General features: G+C 73.7%; 14 protein-coding genes. 6 read left to right on the forward strand and 8 right to left on the reverse strand.

Annotated elements, in window-relative coordinates; all coding sequences use genetic code 11:
* The first annotated feature begins 1 nt into the window (after position 1).
* Entirely contained in the window at positions 2-2,110 is a 2,109-nt protein-coding gene (locus ACFP3R_RS16905) for a putative bifunctional diguanylate cyclase/phosphodiesterase (protein WP_380637164.1), read from the forward strand.
* Here the strand turns inward: ACFP3R_RS16905 and ACFP3R_RS16910 are convergent.
* Both ACFP3R_RS16910 and ACFP3R_RS16915 read right to left on the reverse strand, forming a co-directional pair.
* Positions 2,100-4,181, reverse strand: coding sequence for a glycosyl hydrolase (locus ACFP3R_RS16910; protein WP_380637165.1), 2,082 nt, complete (start codon positions 4,179-4,181; stop codon positions 2,100-2,102). The genes ACFP3R_RS16905 and ACFP3R_RS16910 overlap by 11 nt on opposite strands.
* 208 nt (positions 4,182-4,389) lie before the next feature.
* Positions 4,390-5,292: an SDR family NAD(P)-dependent oxidoreductase gene (locus tag ACFP3R_RS16915; protein WP_380637166.1), complete on the reverse strand. Its 903-nt coding sequence runs from the start codon at positions 5,290-5,292 to the stop codon at positions 4,390-4,392.
* Positions 5,293-5,369: 77 nt separating this feature from the next.
* Between ACFP3R_RS16915 and ACFP3R_RS16920 the strand changes: the two genes are divergently transcribed.
* Together ACFP3R_RS16920 and ACFP3R_RS16925 are read left to right on the forward strand one after the other, a co-directional pair.
* A complete protein-coding gene (locus tag ACFP3R_RS16920) occupies positions 5,370-5,960 on the forward strand; it encodes a TetR/AcrR family transcriptional regulator (protein WP_380637167.1) in 591 nt (196 codons plus the stop codon).
* Positions 5,961-6,009: 49 nt separating this feature from the next.
* Positions 6,010-9,255 carry an ATP-binding protein gene (locus tag ACFP3R_RS16925; RefSeq protein WP_380637168.1) on the forward strand — a complete coding sequence of 1,082 codons (3,246 nt, stop codon included), beginning with the start codon at positions 6,010-6,012 and terminating at the stop codon, positions 9,253-9,255.
* Here ACFP3R_RS16925 and ACFP3R_RS16930 read toward each other — a convergent pair.
* From ACFP3R_RS16930 to hisG, 3 genes are all read right to left on the reverse strand, one after another.
* Positions 9,240-10,082, reverse strand: a complete 843-nt coding sequence (locus ACFP3R_RS16930; RefSeq protein ID WP_380637169.1) for an ABC transporter permease — start codon at positions 10,080-10,082, stop codon at positions 9,240-9,242. The two genes, ACFP3R_RS16925 and ACFP3R_RS16930, sit on opposite strands and share 16 nt — an antisense overlap.
* The gene (locus ACFP3R_RS16935; RefSeq protein WP_380637170.1) at positions 10,079-11,053 is read right to left on the reverse strand and encodes an ATP-binding cassette domain-containing protein; all 975 of its coding nucleotides are present in this window, start codon (positions 11,051-11,053) and stop codon (positions 10,079-10,081) included. The genes ACFP3R_RS16930 and ACFP3R_RS16935 overlap by 4 nt, the downstream gene beginning before the upstream one ends.
* A 335-nt stretch (positions 11,054-11,388) precedes the next feature.
* Positions 11,389-12,252, reverse strand: coding sequence for an ATP phosphoribosyltransferase (gene hisG / locus ACFP3R_RS16940; RefSeq protein ID WP_380637171.1), 864 nt, complete (start codon positions 12,250-12,252; stop codon positions 11,389-11,391).
* A 293-nt stretch (positions 12,253-12,545) separates the two neighbouring features.
* Here hisG and ACFP3R_RS16945 point away from each other — a divergent pair, with 293 nt between their 5' ends.
* A complete protein-coding gene (locus ACFP3R_RS16945) occupies positions 12,546-13,688 on the forward strand; it encodes an MFS transporter (RefSeq protein ID WP_380637172.1) in 1,143 nt (380 codons plus the stop codon).
* 86 nt (positions 13,689-13,774) lie between these two features.
* On the opposite strand, the gene ACFP3R_RS16950 is transcribed toward ACFP3R_RS16945, so the two are convergent.
* Complete coding sequence (locus tag ACFP3R_RS16950; RefSeq protein ID WP_380637173.1) at positions 13,775-14,353, reverse strand: FMN reductase; 579 nt, start codon at positions 14,351-14,353, stop codon at positions 13,775-13,777.
* Complete coding sequence (locus tag ACFP3R_RS16955) at positions 14,350-15,438, reverse strand: LLM class flavin-dependent oxidoreductase (protein ID WP_380637174.1); 1,089 nt, start codon at positions 15,436-15,438, stop codon at positions 14,350-14,352. The genes ACFP3R_RS16950 and ACFP3R_RS16955 overlap by 4 nt, the downstream gene beginning before the upstream one ends.
* A 132-nt stretch (positions 15,439-15,570) precedes the next feature.
* Here ACFP3R_RS16955 and ACFP3R_RS16960 point away from each other — a divergent pair, with 132 nt between their 5' ends.
* A complete protein-coding gene (locus tag ACFP3R_RS16960; protein ID WP_380637175.1) occupies positions 15,571-16,611 on the forward strand; it encodes an acyl-CoA dehydrogenase family protein in 1,041 nt (346 codons plus the stop codon).
* Positions 16,612-16,705: 94 nt separating this feature from the next.
* Positions 16,706-17,923: an MFS transporter gene (locus tag ACFP3R_RS16965; RefSeq protein WP_380637176.1), complete on the forward strand. Its 1,218-nt coding sequence runs from the start codon at positions 16,706-16,708 to the stop codon at positions 17,921-17,923.
* Here ACFP3R_RS16965 and ACFP3R_RS16970 read toward each other — a convergent pair.
* The gene (locus ACFP3R_RS16970) at positions 17,920-21,060 is read right to left on the reverse strand and encodes an NACHT domain-containing protein (protein WP_380637177.1); all 3,141 of its coding nucleotides are present in this window, start codon (positions 21,058-21,060) and stop codon (positions 17,920-17,922) included. The genes ACFP3R_RS16965 and ACFP3R_RS16970 overlap by 4 nt on opposite strands.

Raw genomic sequence — 21,060 nt, forward strand, 5'->3', positions numbered from 1 at the left:
CGTGCCGCTGCCGCTGGACGCGGACGCCCTGCGGGCCCGCTCGAAGCTGGCCAAGAAGTGGGCGTACCTGCTCAGCTCGAAGACGTTCGTGCCGATGTCGACCGCCGAGCTGGAGAGGCGGCTGCTGGGCCTGGTGGACCGGCTGTGCTCCGGGGTCGTGGTCGAGTCCCTGGCGCAGCACGCCGGCCGGGAGGTCGGCGAGGCGCTGGTGGGCCTGAACTGCACCACCCCCGAGGGGCTCCAGATCTCGATCGAGGTGGTCAGCAAGGGCCTGCTCGGCATGTCCTCGCTCGCGCCGCCGGACCGGCTGCGCAACCGCGTGGTGGACGTGATCGCCGCGCTGTCGGCGTCGTTCGTCGAGCGCATCCGGCAGGCCACGATGGAGCAGCAGGAGCAGCTGGGCCGCTCGCTCTACAAGGCGATGCGCGAGGCCCAGGTGGAGCTGCGGCTGAGCCGGGCGCGGGTCGACCTGCTGGAGACGCACTCGTCCACCGGCATCGCGACCGTCGAGCCGGACGGCGTGCTGGTGCGCTCGAACGACGCGCTGGCCCGCATCCTGGACCGGCCGACCGACGAGCTGGTCGGCCTGTCCCTGTTCGACCTGGCGCACCCCGACGAGCGGGCGGGGCTGCGGGCCGACATCGTCGGGCTGGCGGGCGAGGCGGCGCGGGGCGACGGGGCGCGGGCCGTCACGCAGCCGTGCCGGCTGCTGCGCGCGGACGGCGAGCCGGCGTGGGTGATGCTCACGCTCTCGCCGCTGCACCGGGCCGAGGCGCCGCCGCACGTGGTCGTGCTGGCCGAGGACGCCACCGACGTCAACCTGCTCCAGGGGCAGCTCAACCACCAGGCGCTGCACGACGTGCTGACCAGGCTGCCCAACCGGCAGTTCTTCACCAGCCGGCTGGAGCAGGCCCTGCGCACCGCCGACCCGCGCACCGGGGTCAGCGTGTTCCACCTGGACCTGGACGGCTTCTCCCGCCTCACCGGCGGGCTGGGCCGCGAGGTCGGCGACCACGTGCTCAAGGTCGTGGCGGGCAGGCTGGAGGCGGTGGTCGCGGGCGAGAGCGCGATGGTCTCCCGGTTCGGCCACGACGAGTTCGCGGTGCTGGTGGAGAACGGGCCGGCCACGCCGGACGTGGTGACCCTGGTGCGGCGGATCAACGACGTCCTGTCCGCGCCGTTCACCTCGCACGGCCACCGGGTCGCGGTGTCGGCGACCATCGGCGTGGTGCACCGCCCGCCGCCCGACTCGTCGCCGCTGGACCTGCTGGACTCGGCGGACCTGACGCTGCGGCGCGCCAAGTGCGGCGGCGCCCGGCAGTGGGAGCTGGCCGACCCGGAGCAGGACGGCCGGGACCGGCGCACGTTCAGCCTGGCCGCGACCATGTCCGGCGCGTGGGAGCAGGAGGAGCTCCTGGTGCGGTACCGGCCGGTGGTGCGGCTGGCCGACGGGTCGGTGGAGTCCGCCGAGGCGCTGCTGCGCTGGGACCACCCGACGCTGGGCGAGCTGCCGCACGAGCAGTGCGTGGCGCTGGCCGAGGACACCGGCCTGGCCGTGCCGCTGGGCGCGTGGGTGCTGCGGGTGGCGTGCGGGCAGGCGGCGGCGTGGCGGGCGGGGCTGGGCCGGGAGGTGCCGGTGCGCTGGGCGCTGTCGCCGAGCCAGGCGGCCGACCCGGAGCTGGTCGGCCTGGTGCGCGAAGCGCTGCGGGACACGGGCCTGGCGCCCTCGTCGCTGCGGCTGGGCGTGACCGGCCGGGTGCTGTTCTCCGGGCGCGGCGAGGCGGCGGACAACCTGGAGGTGCTGGCCGAGGGCGGGGTGTGCGTCGAGCTGGAGGAGTTCACCGGCGCGCCCGAGGACCTGCTGCGCGTGCTGGAGGGCCTGCCGGTGCGGGCGGTGCGGCTGGGTCAGACGCCGGCGGCCGAGCCGGGCACCCCGGTGGCCCGCGCGTTGGCGGGCGTGCTGGCGGTGGTGCGCGACGCCGGCATCGGCCTCACGGCCACCGGCGTCGCGACCCCCGAGCAAGCCCGGTGGTGGCGGGAGGTGGGTGCGGACACCGCGTCCGGTCCCCTGTTCGCCCCCGCCGGTCCACCGGACGACATCACCCGATAGCGCAAGTCAGGGCAGGCGCTGTCGGGGAGCCGGTGGCCAGGAACCCGAACGTGGTGCTGCCGCCGGGCGCGATCCCGGCGTTCCACGGCAGGTTCACGGCCGTCGCGGTCGAGCCGCTGGTGGTGATCTTCGAGCTCCACTGGCTGTCGATCCGCTGGCCCTCGCCGAGCTGCCAGCTCACCCGCCAGCCGGCGGACGGCGAGTTCTCCGGGTGGCGGACGGTGACCTCGGCGTGGAACCCGCGCCCCCACCGGGCGACCACGCGCAGGGTCGCGGTGCACTGGCCGGGCGTGGTCTTGAAGTCGGGCAGCTCGTCCAGGGTGATCACGCGGTCGTGGGCGTAGACGCGGCGCACGAAGTCCAGCGGGTTGACCACGCCGTCCTGGATGAACGACCCGCTCCAGGTGACGAACCAGCTCCAGCGGGCCTCGTAGGCGGCCAGCAGGTCGGGGTCCGGGATGGAGCCGACCTCGCCCAGCGCGACGAGCCTGCGGTCCTGGCCGAGCTCCACCAGCCGCTCGTACGGGCCGATCACCGGGCCGTGGTCGCCCTGCGGCGGGTAGGAGTCCATGCTGACGACGTCCACCACGTCGTCACCGGGGTACCACTCGGGCGCCACGGAGTTCCACACCCAGATCAGGTTGTGCAGCCCGTGGTGGCCGACCAGGCGCTGGTGCAGCAGCCGGTACAGCTCCTTGGCGGCCTCGGGGCCCTTGGCGCCCCACCAGAACCAGCCGCCCTCGGCCTCGTGCAGCGGGCGCCACAGCACCGGCACCTCCGCGGCGGCCAGGCGCTTGAGCTGCACGGCGATGGCGTCCACGTCGCGGATCAGCAGCCGGTGGTCCGCGGAGGACGGGTCGGCCAGGGCGGCGGCCACGTCGAACGTGGTCGCGTCGGTGTAGAAGCCGCGCCACCACTCCTTGCCCGGCTGGTCGATCAGCCCGCTGGGCGCGTTCCAGTGCCAGGCCATGGTGACCACGCCGCCGCGCCGGTCGTGGGCGATGGCGTGGTCGACGTCGCGGCCGACCGTGCCGCGCTCGACCCGGCTGGGCGAGTAGTCCATCAGGTCGTAGCCGCCGACGGCGGGCACCTCGCCGGTGTTCTGCTCGACCCAGTCGATGCTCGCCTGGTCCTGCTGGCCGGAGAGGATGGTCCGGCCGTAGTTGGCGGCCAGGTACCGCATGAGGCCCTTGGCCTCAGGGGTGGCGGCCGGGTCGGTGAGCGCGCCGGTGACCTGGTGCGGACCTCGGGGCGCGCTGGGGGTCACCTTGATCGCGTCGATCAGGTACCAGCCCCAGTTGTTCGTGATGGTGACCGTGTTGTCGCCCTCGACCAGCAGCACCTTGCCCGCGCCGGTGGTGGTGAACGTCGGGTTCGCCGGGAACTGGACGTCGCCCAGGCCGCTGCCGTTGAGCGACAGGGAGGCCGTCTTCGCGCCGTACGGGGTGGCGTAGCGGATGGTGAGGTCGTGCAGGCCGCCGGGGCTGTCCGGGATGGTGATGGTGACGCTGTCGGTGCCGGTGTCGAAGCCCGCCACGTAACCGCGGCCGGAGAAGCCGGGGACCGCGCTCTCCACGACGGTGCCGTTGAGCTCGCCGTCCTCGGCCTCGTGGAGGCCGGGCTCGGGCGGCGCGCTCGGGGTCACGCTGATCGCGTCGACCAGGTACCAGCCCCAGCCGGTGCCGAAGGTCAGGGTGTTGTCGCCCTCGGCCAGCAGCAGCTTGGAGCCGGTGGCCTCGGTGAAGGAGGCGCTCTCCGGCAGCGGGACCTCGCCGATCGCGGTGCCGTTGAGCGACAGGGCGGCGTTCTTGGGCCCGTACGGGGTGGCGTAGCGGATGGTGAGGTCGTGCAGGCCGCCGGGGCTGTCCGGGATGGTGATGGTCAGGGTGTCGGTGGGCTCGTCGAACCCGGCGACGTAGCCGGTGCCGGAGAAGCCCTCGACGCCCGACTCGACCACCGTCCCGGACAGCGCGCCGGCCTCGGCTTCGAGCCACGGGCCCGGTTGGGCCCCGGCCGTGCCGGGGGTCAGCAGGGTGGCCGCCATCAACGAGACGAGCAGCAACAACCTCACGTCGTCATGTCCCTTCACCGCCGTTGGCAGGGGCGCCGGTCCCGCCCCCACTTTTCTGGGAGCGCTCCCAGCGAGCATAGGGGGCGGGAGGCGTTCGACAAAGCGCTGTTCGCGCGCGGCGGCGCGCGGGCAGGGCCACCCGGAACGCCGCCGCACCGGCCGGGGTTCGCCCGGGGGCAACGCCGTCCCGGGTGAACCCCGGCCGGGGTCACGCCGAGCGGCGCCGCTCCCCGCTCGTGCCGCCGAGACCGCACAGCTCGTCGGCGTCGGCCCACAACTGCTCCTCGCGCCGCTCGTCGTAGGACTCCGCCGACGACGGGATCACCTCGCCCCGGCTGATGTACGCGCCGCTCTCGGCGGGCCGAGGACCCGCCATCACCTCCGCCAGCAGCCGCCCCGCCTCAGCCGGACCGGTGGCGATCGGCGTGGCGCGCAGCAGGTGGCCGACCCCCGCGAACAGCGCTCGCGCCACCGGGTTCGCGTCGCGCGCCAGGCTCGTGCCCGGCACCAGACCGGGGTTGTAGGTGTAGGCGTCCACCCCCTCCGGCAGCCGGCGCGCGAGCGCGTGCACGAGGTAGACCACGCCCAGCTTGCTGGTGGCGTACGCGCGCCGACCGTCCTCGGGCCCGCCCTCCACCGGCCTGGCCAGCTCGCGCGGACCCGTCCAGCGCGGCGGCGGGACCAGTCCCAGGGTGTTGGTCTCCGGGTTGTGGACGTCGCTGCCCACCACCACGATCCGCGCCGGGGCGGTGAACTTCGGCAGCAGCAGGTTCAGCAGCAGGTGGTAGGCGAGCACGTTGACGCCGAAGGTCATCTCGATCCCGTCGGCCGTGGCCTTGAGGGTGGACCGCACCTGGAGCCCCGCGTTGCCCAGGAACCCGTCCAGCGGCCGGTCCACCCGGGCGGCGGCGCGCCGGATGTCGGCGAAGGACGCCAGGTCGCCGGTGATCTCCGAGACGTTGCGGTTGCCGGTGCTCGCGGTCAGCTCGGCGGCCAGTCCCGGCCTGCGGTTGAGCACCAGCAGGTGGCGGTCCGGGTGGTGGCGCAGCAGGTGCTCGGCGGCGTGGCGGCCCAGGCCCCGGCTCGCGCCCGTCATCAGGATGGTGGACACGGTTCCTCCAGGTACTCAATTCAAAGTGGTACTGAGTACCATACAGGACTTCGTACCGGACCCGGTATGCTGGACCCGTGCCCGAAGCCGTGCCCCTCCGCCAGCGCAAGCGGCAGCGCGCGCGGGAACAGATCGTGGAAGCCGCGTTCGCCCTGTTCGCCGAGCGCGGGTTCGGCGAGGTGACCGTGGCCGACATCGCCGAGCGCGCCGAGGTCGGGCGCACCACGTTCTTCCGCTACTTCGGCGACAAGCAGGAGGTCGCGTTCTCCGACGAGCGGCAGATCGTCGAGCGGCTGACCGAGCGGCACCGGGCACTGCCGGCGGCGCACGACCTGGCGGGCGTGGTCGAGCAGATCCGCGCGGTCGTGGTGGAGCTGTGCGACGAGCTGACCGCGGACGTCGAGCACTACCGCGCCTACGAGCGGCTGTTGCGGGAGAACCCCGAGTTGCAGGACCGCGCGGCACGCAAGTTCCACGTGCTCGGCGAGGTGTTCCGGGACAACCTCCTGGGCCGCGGCACGCCCCGCGTGGTGGCCCTGCTCGCGCCGCACCTGGCCCTGGCGTGCTACCACGCGGGGCGTGAACTGGCGGGCGGCGACCCGACCGCGCTGCGCGCGGCGGTGGACTCCGCCTTCGCACAGTTGAGCGAATCTTTCGGCCCGGCGTGACCTGATCGCCGGATTCCTGTCGGTCCGGTGGGCTAAGTTTTCCCCTGCCATGCGACTCATCGGACGGGATCACCCAGCCGGGGTGCTGCGCGCCGAGGTCGACCGCGCCACCCGCAGCCACGGCGGGCTGGTGCTGGTCACCGGCGAACCCGGGATCGGCAAGACCACCCTGGTGACCGGCGCGGCCGAGCAGGCGCGTCGACTGGGCGCGCTCGTGCTCGCCGGGTCCTGCTGGGACTCCGACAGCGCGCCCGGTTACTGGCCCTGGGTGCAGGTGGTGCGGGCGCTGCGCCGGGCCGCCACCGACGAGGAGTGGGCGGCGGTCGACCAGGGCCTCCTGGCCGTGCTGCTCGGGGAGGCGCCGGGCGAGCAGCCGCCGGAGGGCTTCCCGCTCTACGACGCGGTGACCACGGCGCTGGTCGCGGTGTCGCACCACCGGCCGGTGGTGGTCGTGCTGGAGGACCTGCACTGGGCCGACCCGGCGTCGTTGCGGCTGCTGGAGTTCGCCGCCCGGCACACCTGGTTCGAGCGGCTGCTGCTCATCGGCACCTACCGCGACGCCGAGGTGGACGCGGAGGTGGACGCCGGGGCCGGCTCCGGGGTCACCGCCGCGGAGCACCCGGTGCGGCCGCTGCTCACGCCGCTGCTCGGCCGCGCCGCCACCCTCGCGCTGACCGGCCTCGACCCCGCCGGGGTCGGTGAGCTGATGACCCGCACGGCGGGCCGGGAGCCGGACCCGGACCTGGTCGCCGAGGTGCACCGGCGCACCGGCGGCAACCCGTTCTTCGTCGAGCAGACCGCCCGGCTCTGGCACGGCGGCGGCCCGGTGACCGCGGTCGCGCCGGGCGTGCGGGACGCGGTGCGGCGGCGGCTGTCGCTGCTGCCCGGCCCGCTGGGCGAACTGCTGGCGTCGGCGGCCGTGCTGGGCCGCGAGTTCGACCGGCGGGTGCTCGCCGCGACCGCGGCCCGCCCCGTCCCCGAGGTGGACCGGCTGCTGGAGCAGGCCGTGCGGGCGCGGCTGGTGCACGGGCTGGGCGGCGGCCGGTTCGCCTTCGCCCACGACCTGGTGCGCGAGGCGCTGTACGACGCGCTGCCCGACGCGGACGAGCGGCACGCCGCCGTGGTCCGGGCGCTGGAGGGCGACCTCGCCGCCCGGTCGCTGCCCACCGGCTTAACCCTGCACACCGACCTGACCCGACCCGCTGATCCGCCCCGACCCGGCGACCTGAGCCCACCCGGCGAGCCGACCCGGCCCGGCGACCTGGCCCGGCCCACTGATCCGACCGGGCCCACCAACCTGGCCCGGCCCGGCGATCCGACCCGACCCACCCCCCTCTCCCGGCCCGGCGATCCGACCCGACCCATCCACCGGGTGCTGCCCACCCACCGGGTGCTGCCCGCCGACCTGGCCCGGCACGCGTACCTGGCGGGAGACCGGCTCCCCGCCGACCGCGTGGTGGCCGTCATCGTGGCGGCGGCCCGGGACGCCGGCAGCAGGCTCGCGGTCGAGGAGGCGGTGGGCCACTACCGGCGGGCCATGGAGCGGGCGCGGGGGCCGCTGCGGCGGATCGCGGTGGCCGTCGAACTCGGCCACGAGCTGTGCCACTCCGCCGACCACACCACCGCGCACCACGTCTTCGACGAGGCGGCCGCCCTCGCCCGGTCGCTGGCCGACCCGGAGCCCCTGGTCCGCGTCGCGCTGGCCTGCTTCCGGTTCAGCGACCAGGAGGGCCCAGGCGGGCGGCTGCTGCGCGAGGCGTACGGCCGGTTCATCGGGCCGCCGCCGGACGTGCCGGTGGAGGAGCTGGCCCGCCGGATGGGTCTGCGCGCCATGGAGGTCGCGGCCGACGACGCCGCGCTCACCTCGGGCCTGTGGGCGGCGCACGACACCTCCGCCGGCATCGCCGACGCCGAGCGGCGGCTGGAGCTGATCGACGAGCTGATCACCGTGGCGCGCCGCAGCGGCGACCACGACACCGAGCAGTTCGCGGCCTCGATGCGCTGGGTGGCGCTCGTGGAGCTGGGCGACCCGCGCTACCTGGACCAGCTGCACTCGTTCGTGGCCCTGGCGGAGCGGTTGGGCACCACCAGGTTCGGCTTCTCCGCCGCCGCCGACCAGTCGATCATCTGCACCCTGCACGGCCGGTACGCCGAGGCCGAGGCGCTGCTGAGCAGGGCGGCCGACCTGGGCGCGCGGGTGCACGCCGCGTTCTCCATGGTGTACCTGCACCTGCGGTGGGCGCTGCTGCTGCCGCAGGGCCGGTTCGCCGAGCTGGAGCAGTTGGCGGAGGAGCTCGCGGCGAGCACGCACCCGGCCGTCGGGCTGCTGCTCGGCCTCACGGCGCTGGAGCGCGGCGACGTCGAGTCGGCCCGCGCGCACCTGGACGTGCCGGTGCCGGACGAGCGGTACCAGCCGACGTTCGAACCGCTGCGGCTGCGGTTCCTGGCCCAGTTCGCGGCCGCCGCGGGTGACCGCGAACTCGCCGGGCGGGTGCGCGGGCTGCTGGCGCCGCACCGCGGCAAGTGGCTGGTGTCGCTGTACGGGTGCGACATCAGCGGCCCGGTGGACCTGTGGCTGGGCGTGGTGGACCTGGTGCTGGGCCGGTGCGACGAGGCCGAGGCGGAGCTGACCGCGGCGCGGCGGTCGGCCGAGCGGCTGCGGGCCCGGCCGTGGGCGGCGCTGGCGGACCGCCACCTCGCCGCGGTGGCGCGCGTGCGGTCCGGCAGGGCCCCGGCGGTCGTGCCGACCCTGGCCCGGCGCGCCGACACCGACCCGGCCGACGAGTTCCGCCGCGACGGCGAGGTGTGGTCGCTGACGTTCGGCGGGGTGACGGTGCGGGTGCCGGACTCGAAGGGCCTGCGGGACCTGCACGTGCTGCTGAGCAGTCCCGGCGAGCCGGTGCCCGCGATGACGCTGCTGGCGCCGGGGGCGGTGGCGTTCGCGCGGCTCGGCAGCGACCCGGTGCTCGACGACGAGGCCAAGGCCCGGTACCGGCGGCGGCTGGCGCTCCTGGACGAGGAGATCGACCGGGCGCCCGACGACGAGCGGGCCGCCGCGCTCGACCGGGAGCGGGCGGCCCTGCTGGAGGAGCTGCGCGCCGCGGCCGGGTTGGCCGGGCGCACCAGGAGGCTCGGCGACGAGGTCGAGCGGGCGCGCAAGACCGTCACCGCCCGAATCCGCGACGCGCTGCGCAAGCTCGACGCGCGCCACCCCGGTCTCGCGGCCCACCTGCGGGAGACCGTCTCGACCGGGGCGACGTGCGTCTACTCAGGACGGTCTCACTTCCGGTTGTAGAGCCTCATGGTCAGCGAGCCGAACACGGCCGTGAGGACGACGACGTAGCCGAGCGTCCACAGCATCGCGTCGGCGTTCACCTCGCCAGCCATCAGCGCGCGCACCGCGTCGACGAGCTTGGTGATCGGGTTGACGTTGACGAACGCCTGGAGCCAGCCGGGCATGGTGGTCGGCATGACGTAGACGTTGGACAGGAACGTCAGCGGGAACAGCACCAGCATGCTCACGCCCATCACGGACTTCTCGCTGCGCATCAGCAGGCCGAACATGGTCCAGATCCAGGAGAACGCGAACGAGAAGCCGACCAGCGCGGCGACGCCGAGCACGACGCCGACGAACCCGCCGCCGGGCCGGAACCCGAGGACGAGGCCGACGACCACGATGGTGGTCGAGGCGAGCACGTAGCGCAGCAGGTCGCCCAGGATGTAGCCGACCATCGGCGCGGGGCGCCAGATGGGCAGCGTCCGGAACCGGTCGAACACGCCCTTCTCGATGTCGGTGTTCACCGCGAGGCCCGTGTACATGGTGATCATCACGACGCTGGTGACCGTGATGCCCGGCAGCAGGTACTGGATGTACTCCGCCGGCGAACCGGCCAGCGCGCCGCCGAACAGGTAGGTGAACATCAGGATCATCATGATCGGGAACGCGGTCACGTCGAACAGCTGCTCCGGCACGTGCTTGATCTTGAGCACGGCGCGCCAGCCGAACGTGAGCGACACCGACAGCGCGCTGGGGCGCGGCGGGCGCTCGGTCTCCAGCAGCACCTCGCCCAGGTCCGCGGTCCTGGGCGCCGGCAGCAGCTCGGCCTCCTTGGTGACGGTCACGCCGCCGCCTCCTCGTCCTTGTTGTTGCTCTTGTTCTTGTTCTTGTCGGTCAGGGCCAGGAAGACCTCGTCCAGGCTGGGTTGCCCCAGGGAGAAGTTGTCCACGGTGATGCCCTCGCGGGCGAGCCGGGCCAGCGCCTCGGCGGCCTGCTCGGTGGTGCGGTCGGTCAGCCGGGCGGTCAGCGCGACCGGGTCCGGGTCGAGCAGCACGTCCGCGTCGAGCACGTCGGCCAGCACGCGCTGGGCCATCGGGCGCTGCTCGGCGTCGCGCAGGCGCAGGTGCACCGCGCCGACGCCCACCGACGCCTTCAGCTCGCCCTTGGTGCCCTCGGCGATGACACGGCCGTGGTCGATCACCGCGATGCGGGAGGCGAGCTGGTCGGCCTCGTCGAGGTACTGGGTGGTCAGCAGCACGGTGGTGCCGTGGGCGACGACCGCCCGCACGATGTCCCACACCTGGTTGCGGCTGCGCGGGTCCAGGCCCGTGGTGGGCTCGTCCAGGAACAGCAGCTTCGGGGTGTTGAGGATGCTGGCCGCGATGTCCAGCCGGCGGCGCATACCGCCCGAGTAGTGCTTGACCTGCTTGCCGGCGGCCTCTGTCAGGCCGAACGCCTCCAGCAGCTGCGCCGCGCGGCTCTTGGCGCGCGGCCGGCCGTGGCCGAGCAGCCGCGCGAGCATGACCAGGTTCTCGGTGCCGGTGAGGTCCTCGTCGACCGAGGCGTACTGACCGGTGAGGCTGACCAGCGAGCGCACGGCGTCGGGGTCGGCGCGCACGTCGTGGCCGAACACCCGCGCCTCACCGCCGTCGGGGCGCAGCAGCGTGGCCAACATCCGGACCGTCGTGGTCTTGCCCGCCCCGTTGGGGCCGAGCAGTCCGTACACCGTCCCGGCGGGCACGGTCAGGTCGACGCCGTCCACCGCGCGGGTGTCGCCGAAGACCTTGACCAGGCCCGACGTTTCGATGGCGTTCATCTTGTCCTCTCCAGGCGTCACTGAACTCTTCTCCGGGGGCGCGCGCTTCCACGCCACACCACCTAAATTGACGCCCAGCCCACCAAGAACTGTTCGCACGCCCCCACCCCTACCGCGCGAGCCCCCTCGCTAGACCAGACCTAGCACCGCGAGTCGTACGTCCAGACCTCGCGAGTCGTACGTCCAGGACCCCCGAATTCAGCGTTCAGAACGACGAACTCCACGTTCGCACACACCGAAGTGCGCGTGAACGTGGAGTTCGGGGGTCCTGAACGTACGACACGAGGGTCCTGAGCGTACGACTCGCGGGGTCTGAGCGTACGACTCGCGGGGGGTTAGATGCGGCAGGTGTCCAGGGAGCTCACCAGGATGGCGCGGGCGCCCACGCGCCACAGTTCGTCCATGATGAACGGGGCGTCGTCGCGCGGGACCAGGGAGCGCACCGCGACCCAGCCCTCGCGGGCCAGCGGCGAGACGGTGGGCGACTCGATGCCGGGCACCAGCTTGAACGCCTCCTCCTGCGCCTCCGCCGGGCAGTCGAAGTCGAGGATCACGTAGCGGCGGGCGATGAGGACGCCCTGGAGCCGCCGGTGCAGGATCTCGACCGCGCGCACCGAGCCCGGCGTGTCGGCGACGGTGTCGCCCTGGACCAGCACCGCCTCCGACTTGAGGATCGGCGAGCCGAACGTCTCCAGGCCCGAGGTCTTCAGCGTGATGCCGGTCTCCACCACGTCGGCGATCGCGTCGGCCACGCCCAGCTCCACGGCCGTCTCGACCGCGCCGTCCAGCCGCACCAGGTGCGCCTTCACGCCCAGGTCGTCCAGGTGCTGCTCGACCAGGTTCGGGTAGCTGGTCGCGATCCGCTTGCCCGCCAGGCCCGCCGCGTCGTCGATGGTGCCGGGCTTGGACGCGAAGTAGAACTTCGCCCGCCCGAAGCCCAGCGGCAGGATCTCCTTCGCGGACACCGTCGAATCCAGCAGCAGGTCGCGGCCGGTGATGCCGACGTCCAACGACCCCTCCCCCACGTACACCGCGATGTCCCGGGGCCGCAGGAAAAAGAACTGCACATCATTTGCCGGGTCCGCCACGATCAGCTCACGGCCGGACCTGTTCACCCGGTAGCCCGCTTCCGCCAGCATTTGCGCCGCGGGAGCACTCAACGAACCCTTGTTGGGCAGGGCGAAGCGAAGAGGAGCCATGGGGCGCAGTCTCCCACACCGGGCACCGCATCCCCGTCCCGGGCACACCCCTCCGTCCCACGGGGTGGAAACCACCCGGTGTCGTGGCCTGATCACCCGTTCGCGGCTCCCACCAGGTGAGCGAGGCCGCGCGAACGCCTTTCCGCACCGGTCCGCCCGATTCACCGGGCGCGCCCCGAAAAGCGACGAAACACGACAGGACGACCAACCGGAAATGTCCGTTCCCATTATCACGTGAGCCGCGCAAGGGTATTCCACTACCCTGGCGGGATTCCCCCGGCGGGAGGTTGCCCGTGCGTCGACCCGTGGCGCCCCTCGCCTGCTCGGCGTTCACGCTCATCGGTCTCGGCACCGGCGCGGGCGGTGTGCTGCTGGTCGAACAGCTCCGCGATTACGGCGTGGACCGCGCCACCATCGGCCTCACCTTCTTCACCGGCTCCGCCGGTTTCGTGGTCGCCGGCGCCACCGCGGGCGCGCCGGTCCAGCGGTTCGGCTACCGCGCCGCGCTCGTCGCCGGCGGCGCGCTCCACACCCTCACCGCCCTGGTCACGGCCGCGCGCCCCGCGTTCGCGGTGCCGGTCCTGCTCCAACTGGCCGTCGGCTGCGCCACGGGCCTGCTGGAGTCGGTCCTCAACGCCCAGCTCGCCACCCTGCCCGGGGCCACCTCGCTGCTCAACCGCCTGCACGCGTTCTTCGGCGTCGGCGCCCTGCCGGGTCCCGTCCTGGCCACCCGGGTCCTGGCGCACGCGCCGTGGCCCGCGGTCTGGTTGGTGCTCGGCCTGGCCGGCGTGCCGCTGGTGCTGGGCTTCCTGGTGGCGAACCCCCGGTCGCCGACGCCGCGCGCGACCCGGGAACGCACCCCGGGCGGCCTGGCCAGGACCACGCTGCGGCAGCGCGGGGTGCGGTCGGCAGCCGTCCTGCTGACCGTCTACGTGGGACTGGAGCTCGGCGTCGGCACCTGGGCGTTCAGCCACCTGGTCGACGCGCGCGGCCTGCCCGACCAGCTCGCCGGGTACGCGGTCGGCGGCTACTGGCTGGGGCTGACCCTGGGCCGCTTCCTGATCAGCCCACTGGCCGCGCGCGTGGGGCTGACCGACACCGGCCTGATGACCGCCTGCCTGGCCGGTGTCGCCGCCGCCTCGGCCGCCTGGTCGCTGCCCGGCGCGGCGGTGGCCGGCCTGGTGCTGCCGGGTTTCTTCCTCGGCCCGGTGTTCCCGACCACGATGGCGCTCGTGCCGCGACTGGCCGGCGACCGGCTCGCGCCCGCCGCCATCGGCGTGGTGAACGCCGGTTCGGTGGTGGGCGGCGCGGCCCTGCCCTGGCTGGCCGGCACGCTCGCCCAGGGCCTGGGCGCGTGGGCGCTCGCGCCGTTCGCCGCGGCGCTGGCCGTGCTGCAACCGGCCGTCTGGTGGCCGTTGGCGGCCCGCGCCCGTTAGCGCGAGTCGCGGGGAGGGCATGAGCCAACCCGGGCACGGACCGTCACCGCCACGGACCGTCACCGCCACGGGCCGTCACCGCCACCTCACCGCTCGGCCAGCAGCCGGTCGAACGGCACGAAGTCCACCTCGGGCCCGGCCGCCGCCGGACGTCCGGCCAGCAGGTCGGCCAGCTCGCCGCCGGCCCGCTCGACCCGGGCCGGCAGCCCCTCCGCGCCCCAGTCCGACGAGGCCGCGTACACCCCGGTCGGCACGACAACCGCCCGCAGGTGGGCGAACAGCGGCCGGAGGGCGTGGTCCAGCACCAGGGAGTGCCGCTCGGTCCCGCCGGTCGCCCCGAGCAGCACCGGCTTCCCAACCAGCGACCCCGGTTCCAGCACGTCCACGAAGGACTTGAACAGCCCGCTGTAGGACGCGTTGAACGTCGGCGTCACCGCGATCAGCCCGTCCGCGCCGACGACGTCCTCCACCGCCGCGCGCAGCCTCGGCCCCGGGAACCCGGTGACGAGGTTGTCGGCCACGTCCCGGGCCAGGTCGCGGAGGTGCACCGTGCGCACCTCCGCCCCCGGCAACCGGGCCGCCACCGCGCCGGCGAGCCGACCGGCCAGCAGTTCGCTGGACGACGGCGAGCCGAGGCCCGCGTGCACGACCGCCAGCGTCGTCATCGCGCGTCCGCCTTCCCGGTGCGGGCCCCGACCAGCGAGGCGTGGGTGGGCGCGTCCGGCACGTCGGCGGGCCGGCCGATCGCGAACTCGCGACGCAGCGTCGGCACGATCTCGCCCAGCAGGTCCAGCTGCTCCAGCACCGTCTTCAGCGGCAGCCCGGCGTGGTCCATCAGGAACAGCTGCCGCTGGTAGTCGCCGAAGTGCTCGCGGAAGGTCAGGGTCTTCTCGACGACCTCCTGCGGGCTGCCGACGGTCAGCGGCGTCTGCTCGGTGAACTCCTCCAGCGACGGCCCGTGCCCGTACACCGGCGCGTTGTCGAAGTACGGCCGGAACTCGCGCACCGCGTCCTGGGAGTTGCGGCGCATGAACACCTGACCGCCCAGGCCGACGATCGCCTGGTGCGCGCCGCCGTGCCCGTGGTGCTCGTAGCGCTCCCGGTAGAACGCGATCAGCCGCTGGAAGTGCTCCTTGGGCCAGAAGATGTGGTTGGCGAAGAAGCCGTCGCCGTAGTAGGCGGCCTGCTCGGCGATCTGCGGGCTGCGGATCGACCCGTGCCAGACGAACGGCGGCACGTCGTCGAGCGGGCGCGGCGTCGAGGTGAACGACTGGAGCGGCGTGCGGTGCTTGCCCTGCCAGTCCACGACGTCCTCCCGCCACAACCGGTGCAGCAGCGCGTAGTTCTCGATGGCGAGGTCGATGCCGTCGCGGATGTCCTTGCCGAACCAGGGGTAGACGGGCGCGGTGTTGCCGCGGCCCATCATCAGGTCCACCCGGCCGTCGGCCAGGTGCTGGAGCATCGCGTAGTCCTCCGCGATCTTCACCGGGTCGTTGGTGGTGATCAGGGTGGTGGCGGTGGACAGGACCAGCCGCTCGGTGCGGGCCGCGATCCAGCCGAGCATGGTGGTCGGCGAGGACGGCACGAACGGGCGGTTGTGGTGCTCGCCGGTCGCGAACACGTCGAGACCGACCTCCTCGGCCTTCAGCGCGATCGCGACCATCGCCTTGATGCGCTCGGCCTCGGTCGGCGTCCGCCCCGTGGTGGGGTCGGGCGTCACGTCGCCGACGGTGAAGACACCGAACTGCATGACCACTCCTCAAGTAGTTGCGCTTTCAACTAACTCGCTCAACCGTACCCGAGCCCGCGCTATTCCGTGCTTGCCGGGTGGCGCGGCCCACGCCAAGGTGGGAGGCCAACGCGACAACCGGGGGAGGCTGCGGTGGACGAACTCGTCCGGCGGGCCGCCGCGATCGTGCCGGTGCTGCACGCCCGCGCCGCCTGGGGCGAACGGCACCGCCGCCTGCACGACGAGGCGCTGGAGGCCATGGCCGACGCGGGCGTGTTCCGCCTGCGCGCCCCCGCCGGGCACGGCGGCCACGAGGCCGACCTGGGCGCGGTGCTGCGGGTGGTCGCCGAACTGGCCCGCGGCGACGGGTCGGCGGCGTGGACGGCGGCGGTGTGGGCGGTCTCGACGTGGGTGGCCGGCCGGTTCCCCGAGCACGTGCGGCAGGAGGTCTTCGCCAAGCCGGACGCGCGGATCACCGGCATCCTCAGCCCGACCGCCACCGCCGCGCCCGTGCCCGGCGGCGTGCTGGTCAACGGGCGGTGGGCGTTCACCACGGGCGCGCCGCAGTGCGACTGGGCCACCAACGCCGCGCTGCTGGCCCCGCACCGGGAGCCGGTGGTGCTGGCGCTGCCGGTGGCCGACCTGGAGGTGGTGGACGACTGGCACACCACCGGCCTGCGCGCCACGGGCGGCGTCACCACGCTGGCCAGGGACGTGTTCGTGCCCGCCGACCGCGTCCTGCCGCTGTCGCCGCTGCTGGAGGGCGACCCGGCCGCGGCGCGGGCGCTGTTCCGCGCCCCCTACACGCCGGCCGCGTGCGCGACGGTCAGCGGCCCGGCGATCGGCCTGGTCCGCGCGGCGCTGCGGCTCGCGACCGACGGCCCGCGCACCCGGGAGGCGACCGTGCTCGCCGACGACTCGGAGCTGCACGCGAACCGCGCCGCCTCGGTGGTCGACGCGAAGGTGCTCACCGGGAGCACGTGGACGCCCCGGGAGCGGGCGTGGGTGCGGCAGGACCTGGTCGAGGCGTGCCTGCGGGCCAAGGACGCGGTCGACGTGCTGGAGGGCGAGGACCCGGTGCTGCACCGGGTCCGGCGGGACGTGCACGCGCTGAGCCTGCACGCCGTGCTGCACCCCAACGCCAACCTGGAGCGGTACGCGCAGGTCTTCACCGGACAGCCGGGCGGCGGCTGACGTCCGGCGGCCGACGTCCCGCGGCCGACGTCCGGGTGGGCGAATTCCACCGCCCCGGCCACTATCTGAACATGGCATTCATTACCATATCTGGGTGACGATCACCCGCGAAGCGCCGACGCGCGACTTCAACCGCTACCTCACCGCCCGACTGCTGTCCGTCGCGGGCAGCCTGGTGTCCGTCGTCGCCCTGCCCGTGCTCGTCTACCGGCTGACCGGCTCGGCCGGCTGGACGTCGGCGGTGGCGATGGCCGAAGCCCTCCCCTACCTGCTGTTCGGCCTGGTCGCGGGCGCGTGGGCGGACCGGGTCGACCGCAAGCGGCTCATGGTCGGCCTCGACCTGGCCACGGCGGGAGTGCTGCTGACCGTACCGGTGGCGTGGTGGCTGGACGCGCTCACCGCGCCGCACGTGGTCGCGGTGGCGTTCGCCGCGCAGACCGCGTTCGTGTTCTTCGACGCGGCCAACTTCGGCGCGCTGCCGTCGCTGGTGGGCAAGCAGGCGCTGACCGACGCCTACGCCAAGCTCTACGGCCGCACCACGCTGGCGGAGCTCGCGGTGCCGCCGCTGGCGGGCCTGCTGGTGGCGGTGACCGCGCCCGCCGGGCTGATCGCGGTGCACGCGGTGGCCGCCGTGGGCTCGGCGGCGCTGGTCCGCGCGATCACCGGCGCGCTGTCCGCGCCCCGGGAGCACCGCCCGCCGCTGGTCCGCGACATCGGGGTGGGCCTGCGGTTCCTGTGGGGGCAGCCGATCGTGCGCACGTTGACGCTGGTGGGCGCCACGCACTCGGCCGCGGCCGGGGCGTGGGTGGCGGTGCTGGTGCCGTGGGCGGACCGGGTGCTGGGGGTGGCGCCGAGCGGTGACGTGCGGCTGGCCGTGCTGTTCAGCTGCTGGGGGTTGGGCGCGCTGGGCGCGTCGAAGCTGGTGCCGGTGCTGTCGCGGCGGTGGGGCGGGGCGCGGTTGGCGCTGGGCGCGTTGCCGGTGTCGCTGCTGTGCGCGGTGTCGGCGCTGCTGAGCACGCACTGGCTGGCGGCGGCCGGCGCGGCGGTGGCGTGGGGGACGGCGCACTCGACGGTGGTGCTCAACGCCATCACCTACCGGCAGCAGGTGTGCCCGGCGGAGTTGCAGTCGCGGGTGAACACGACCGCGCGGATGCTGTCGTGGGGGGTCGGTCAGCCGCTGGGGGCGGCGCTGGCGGGTGGGGTGGCGATGGCGGGTGGACCGCGGGCCGGGCTGGCGGCGGGGGCGGCGGTGCTGGCGGTGGGGGTGGCGCTGGCGTGGGTGACGCCGACGCTGCGCCGGGCGGCGGGTTAGTCGAAGTGGAGGAAGAGGTCCGCGAAGGTGTCGCTCGACGGGGGCATCGGCACGTTCTCGCTCAAGAGCCGGGCCCGCACCTCGTCCCACTCCGGGAGCGGCTGCGGGCCGAGCAGCCTCTCGGCCCGGTCCACGATGACGTGCAGTGCCGGTCCCAGGCTCCCGTAGAAGGCGCGGTTCTGCCACCGGGGCTCCGCCAGGAGGATCTCCGGGTACAGGTGGGCAACCGTCAGCACGGTCCTCATGTCGATCCCGAAGGGAACCGGGTACTCGGCCAGGCTCTTGACCGCCCGGAGGGTGAATTCCTTGCCCAAGGTCCTCCCGCGAATCCTCAGCAACAGCGACAGCGCCCTACCCACCTCCTGGAGGTCCTCGGTGGAGGCGTTCCCGGGCGGGTCCACGAGCAACGAGGTCGACACCTTCCGCGGCGACACCAGGACGGGCACGATCCAGGTCAGCATGTGGTCGGTCCACCCCGAGCCCCGTTCGAGGAAGATGTGATCGTCGACCAGCCCCATGCCACGCTGGACCCGTGCGGCGTGCACCGGGTCGGCGCCGATCCTGGCCAGCCAGTACTCGTCCACCCCCGCTTTCCCGGAAGGCACGGCCGGTCGCGTCGGGCTCAAGGTCGTCCCGTCGGTGTTGAGCGAGAACAGCAGGGCCTGCCAGCTGTCGGGGTCGAGGCCGGAGCGCCACAGGAACAAGGCGGACCGCCAGTTCCCCAGCGCCTCCCCCTGGTCGTCGCCGAACGGGCCGACCAGGTCGAGACCGGTGGCCGGGTCCCCGCACCAGGTCGCCAGGGTGGTCAGGTTCGCCGAGTACACCGCCACCTGCCGGACGAGGTCCAGCGGCGTCGGCCGGTAACCGTCGAACCGGGCGGAACGCCTCCGCTGCCGGTATGACCGGAGGAGTTCTTCGAGGGCGCGTCGGACGTTGCGCCGTTCCTCGTCCGGCATGGTCCCGAAGATCGCCGCCGCGAACTCGGTGATCGAGGGTCGAGCCGCCCAGACCTGGTGGGACAGCAGCGCGAACAGCACCTCGTCGTCCAGCGGGCGGTCCCCGTAGCGGCCCCCGTAAGCCGCGTTCGCCAGGGCGGCCAGCTCGCTCACCACGTGCAGGGCCACCAGGTACTCGCCGAACGTGGCGTGCAGGAACTCGTAGGACCGCTCCCTGCCCCGGAGCACCGCCTCCGGCGCGTGCACGAAGAAGAACTCCCCCAGCAGGCGCGTGCCGGCGTCGTCGGACAGGTCGGTCCGGCCGGTGAGCCCGGCGAGGTCCGCGCGCACCTCGACCTCCCGCGCGTGCTGCACGCCCCGGTTGAACATCGCCAGCGCCGCGACCGACAAGCGGAACACCTGGTCGTCCACCCGGCGCTCCACCTCGTCCTCGCGCAGCCGGGTGCCCGCGCGCTTGCGCACCTCGCGCCGCGCGAAGTTGTCGAAGATCCGCTCGTACAGCGCCGAGGTCGACAGGCCGGCATCCAGCTTCGGCGACCGGGGGTCTGCCGCGTAGAGCGCGAGCATGAGCAGCAGCAGCGGCTGACGGGCCAGGTCGCGCTGGTGGAGCGCTTCACCCGAGGTCAGGGGGCGCACCAGGCCGGCCTGGATCGCCGCCGCGTTGGCGGCCCGCCACTCGTCCAGCCAGGCGGTGACCTGGTCGTCGGTGAACTCCTCCAACTTGACGACCGGCGAGCCGTGCGGGATGTCGACGCGATCGGCGACGACCGTCCGCGACGTGACCACCACGGCGACCGGCCGGTTCTGCTCCTCCTCGATGCGCTGGAACTCCATGACCTCCCGGAGGTAGCCGCTGCGGTCGAAGGCGGCGGCCTGGAGCAGTTCGTCCAGCCCGTCGAGCAGGACGACCAGCACGGTGTCCGCGCTGTCGTCGGTGACCTCGTGCCACCTCACCCGGTTGTTGGTGGCCGCGTCCAGGGCCTGCTGGACCTGGTCGATGATCGGCGCACCGGCCGCGACGTTGCGCAGCGGGACCCGGACCACGGTGTACTCCTCGGGCGGCAGTCGGGCGGCGAGCACCTTGGTGAGGAGCGACTTGCCCGCGCCGGGGTGGCCGAGGACCACCATCGGCGCCCTGGTGGCGTCCGCGGAGGTGAGGTAGACGGCGATCATCACCTCCAGGTCCCTCAGGACCGCCCGATCCGACCACCAGTTCTCATCGGCGGGCTGCGCCTTCCGGTCGTGCGTGGCGATCCGGTAATGCGGTGTGACGAAGGCCCGTTCGGTGGTCGGGAAGGTGATCTCGGTGTCGTACCGCTCGGCGTCACCGGGCACGACGGGCCGATCGAGCACGCCCGTGTTCGCCCTGTGCAGCCCTTCCCGGTGGCGGCCGATGTCCGCGCGCCCGGACACCAGCGCCAGCAAGGTCGAGACCTTCGACAGGGCCTGGTCTCGGCTGTCCAGAGCGGCTCGCAGGTCCGCGCCCAAGGCGTCGATGCGGTGCCGGGTGGCGGCGTGTTCCCCGAGAACGGCCCAGAAGACGAACTCCGGCACGTTCTGGGCCAACCGCAGGTAGTGCGACTCGTAGCGGCTGAGGGCCCGGCGGCGGAAGTCGTTCCCGAAGCGCACGGTGAGCCTTCGTTCGGTGACCAGGTCGCCGATGAAGAGGTCCACCCGGTTCGTCATGACGACGAGCCAGTCGACGACGCGTCGCAGGTTCTCCTGGAAGCCGCACGAGGGTGACGGAGCGGGGACTTCCGAGCGGTACAGCGTCTCGTGGTACTCCAGCGCGGTGCGCGTGCGGTCGCCGGTGACGAGGAACCGCCGCTCCTCCTCGGTGATGGCCAGGTCGCGCATCGCCCGGCCGAGCGTCTCCTCCAGCACCTCGAAGAACGCCGCCGCCACGAGGGTGGTGTGGGCGGCCAGGATCGCCTCCCGGCGCTCCAACCCCCGCACCCCGGCCAACCGGTCGGACAACCCGCCGACCAGCCCGCCCAGCAGCCGAACCGCCTCGTTCTTCTGGTCGACCCAGCCCCACAGCGCGGCGGGCAGCACCACGCCCGTCCCCGCGGCCAGGACCGCGCCGCCCAACGCCTTGTCCAGCGCGGCGACCACGCCGGAGTCGTGCCTGCCCAGGATGCGCAGGGCGCCCGAGAACGTCAGGGCCGGCTTGCGGTGCAC

It is taken from the genome of Saccharothrix lopnurensis (assembly GCF_042658445.1).
GTDB classification, from domain to species: Bacteria; Actinomycetota; Actinomycetes; order Mycobacteriales; family Pseudonocardiaceae; genus Actinosynnema; species Actinosynnema lopnurensis.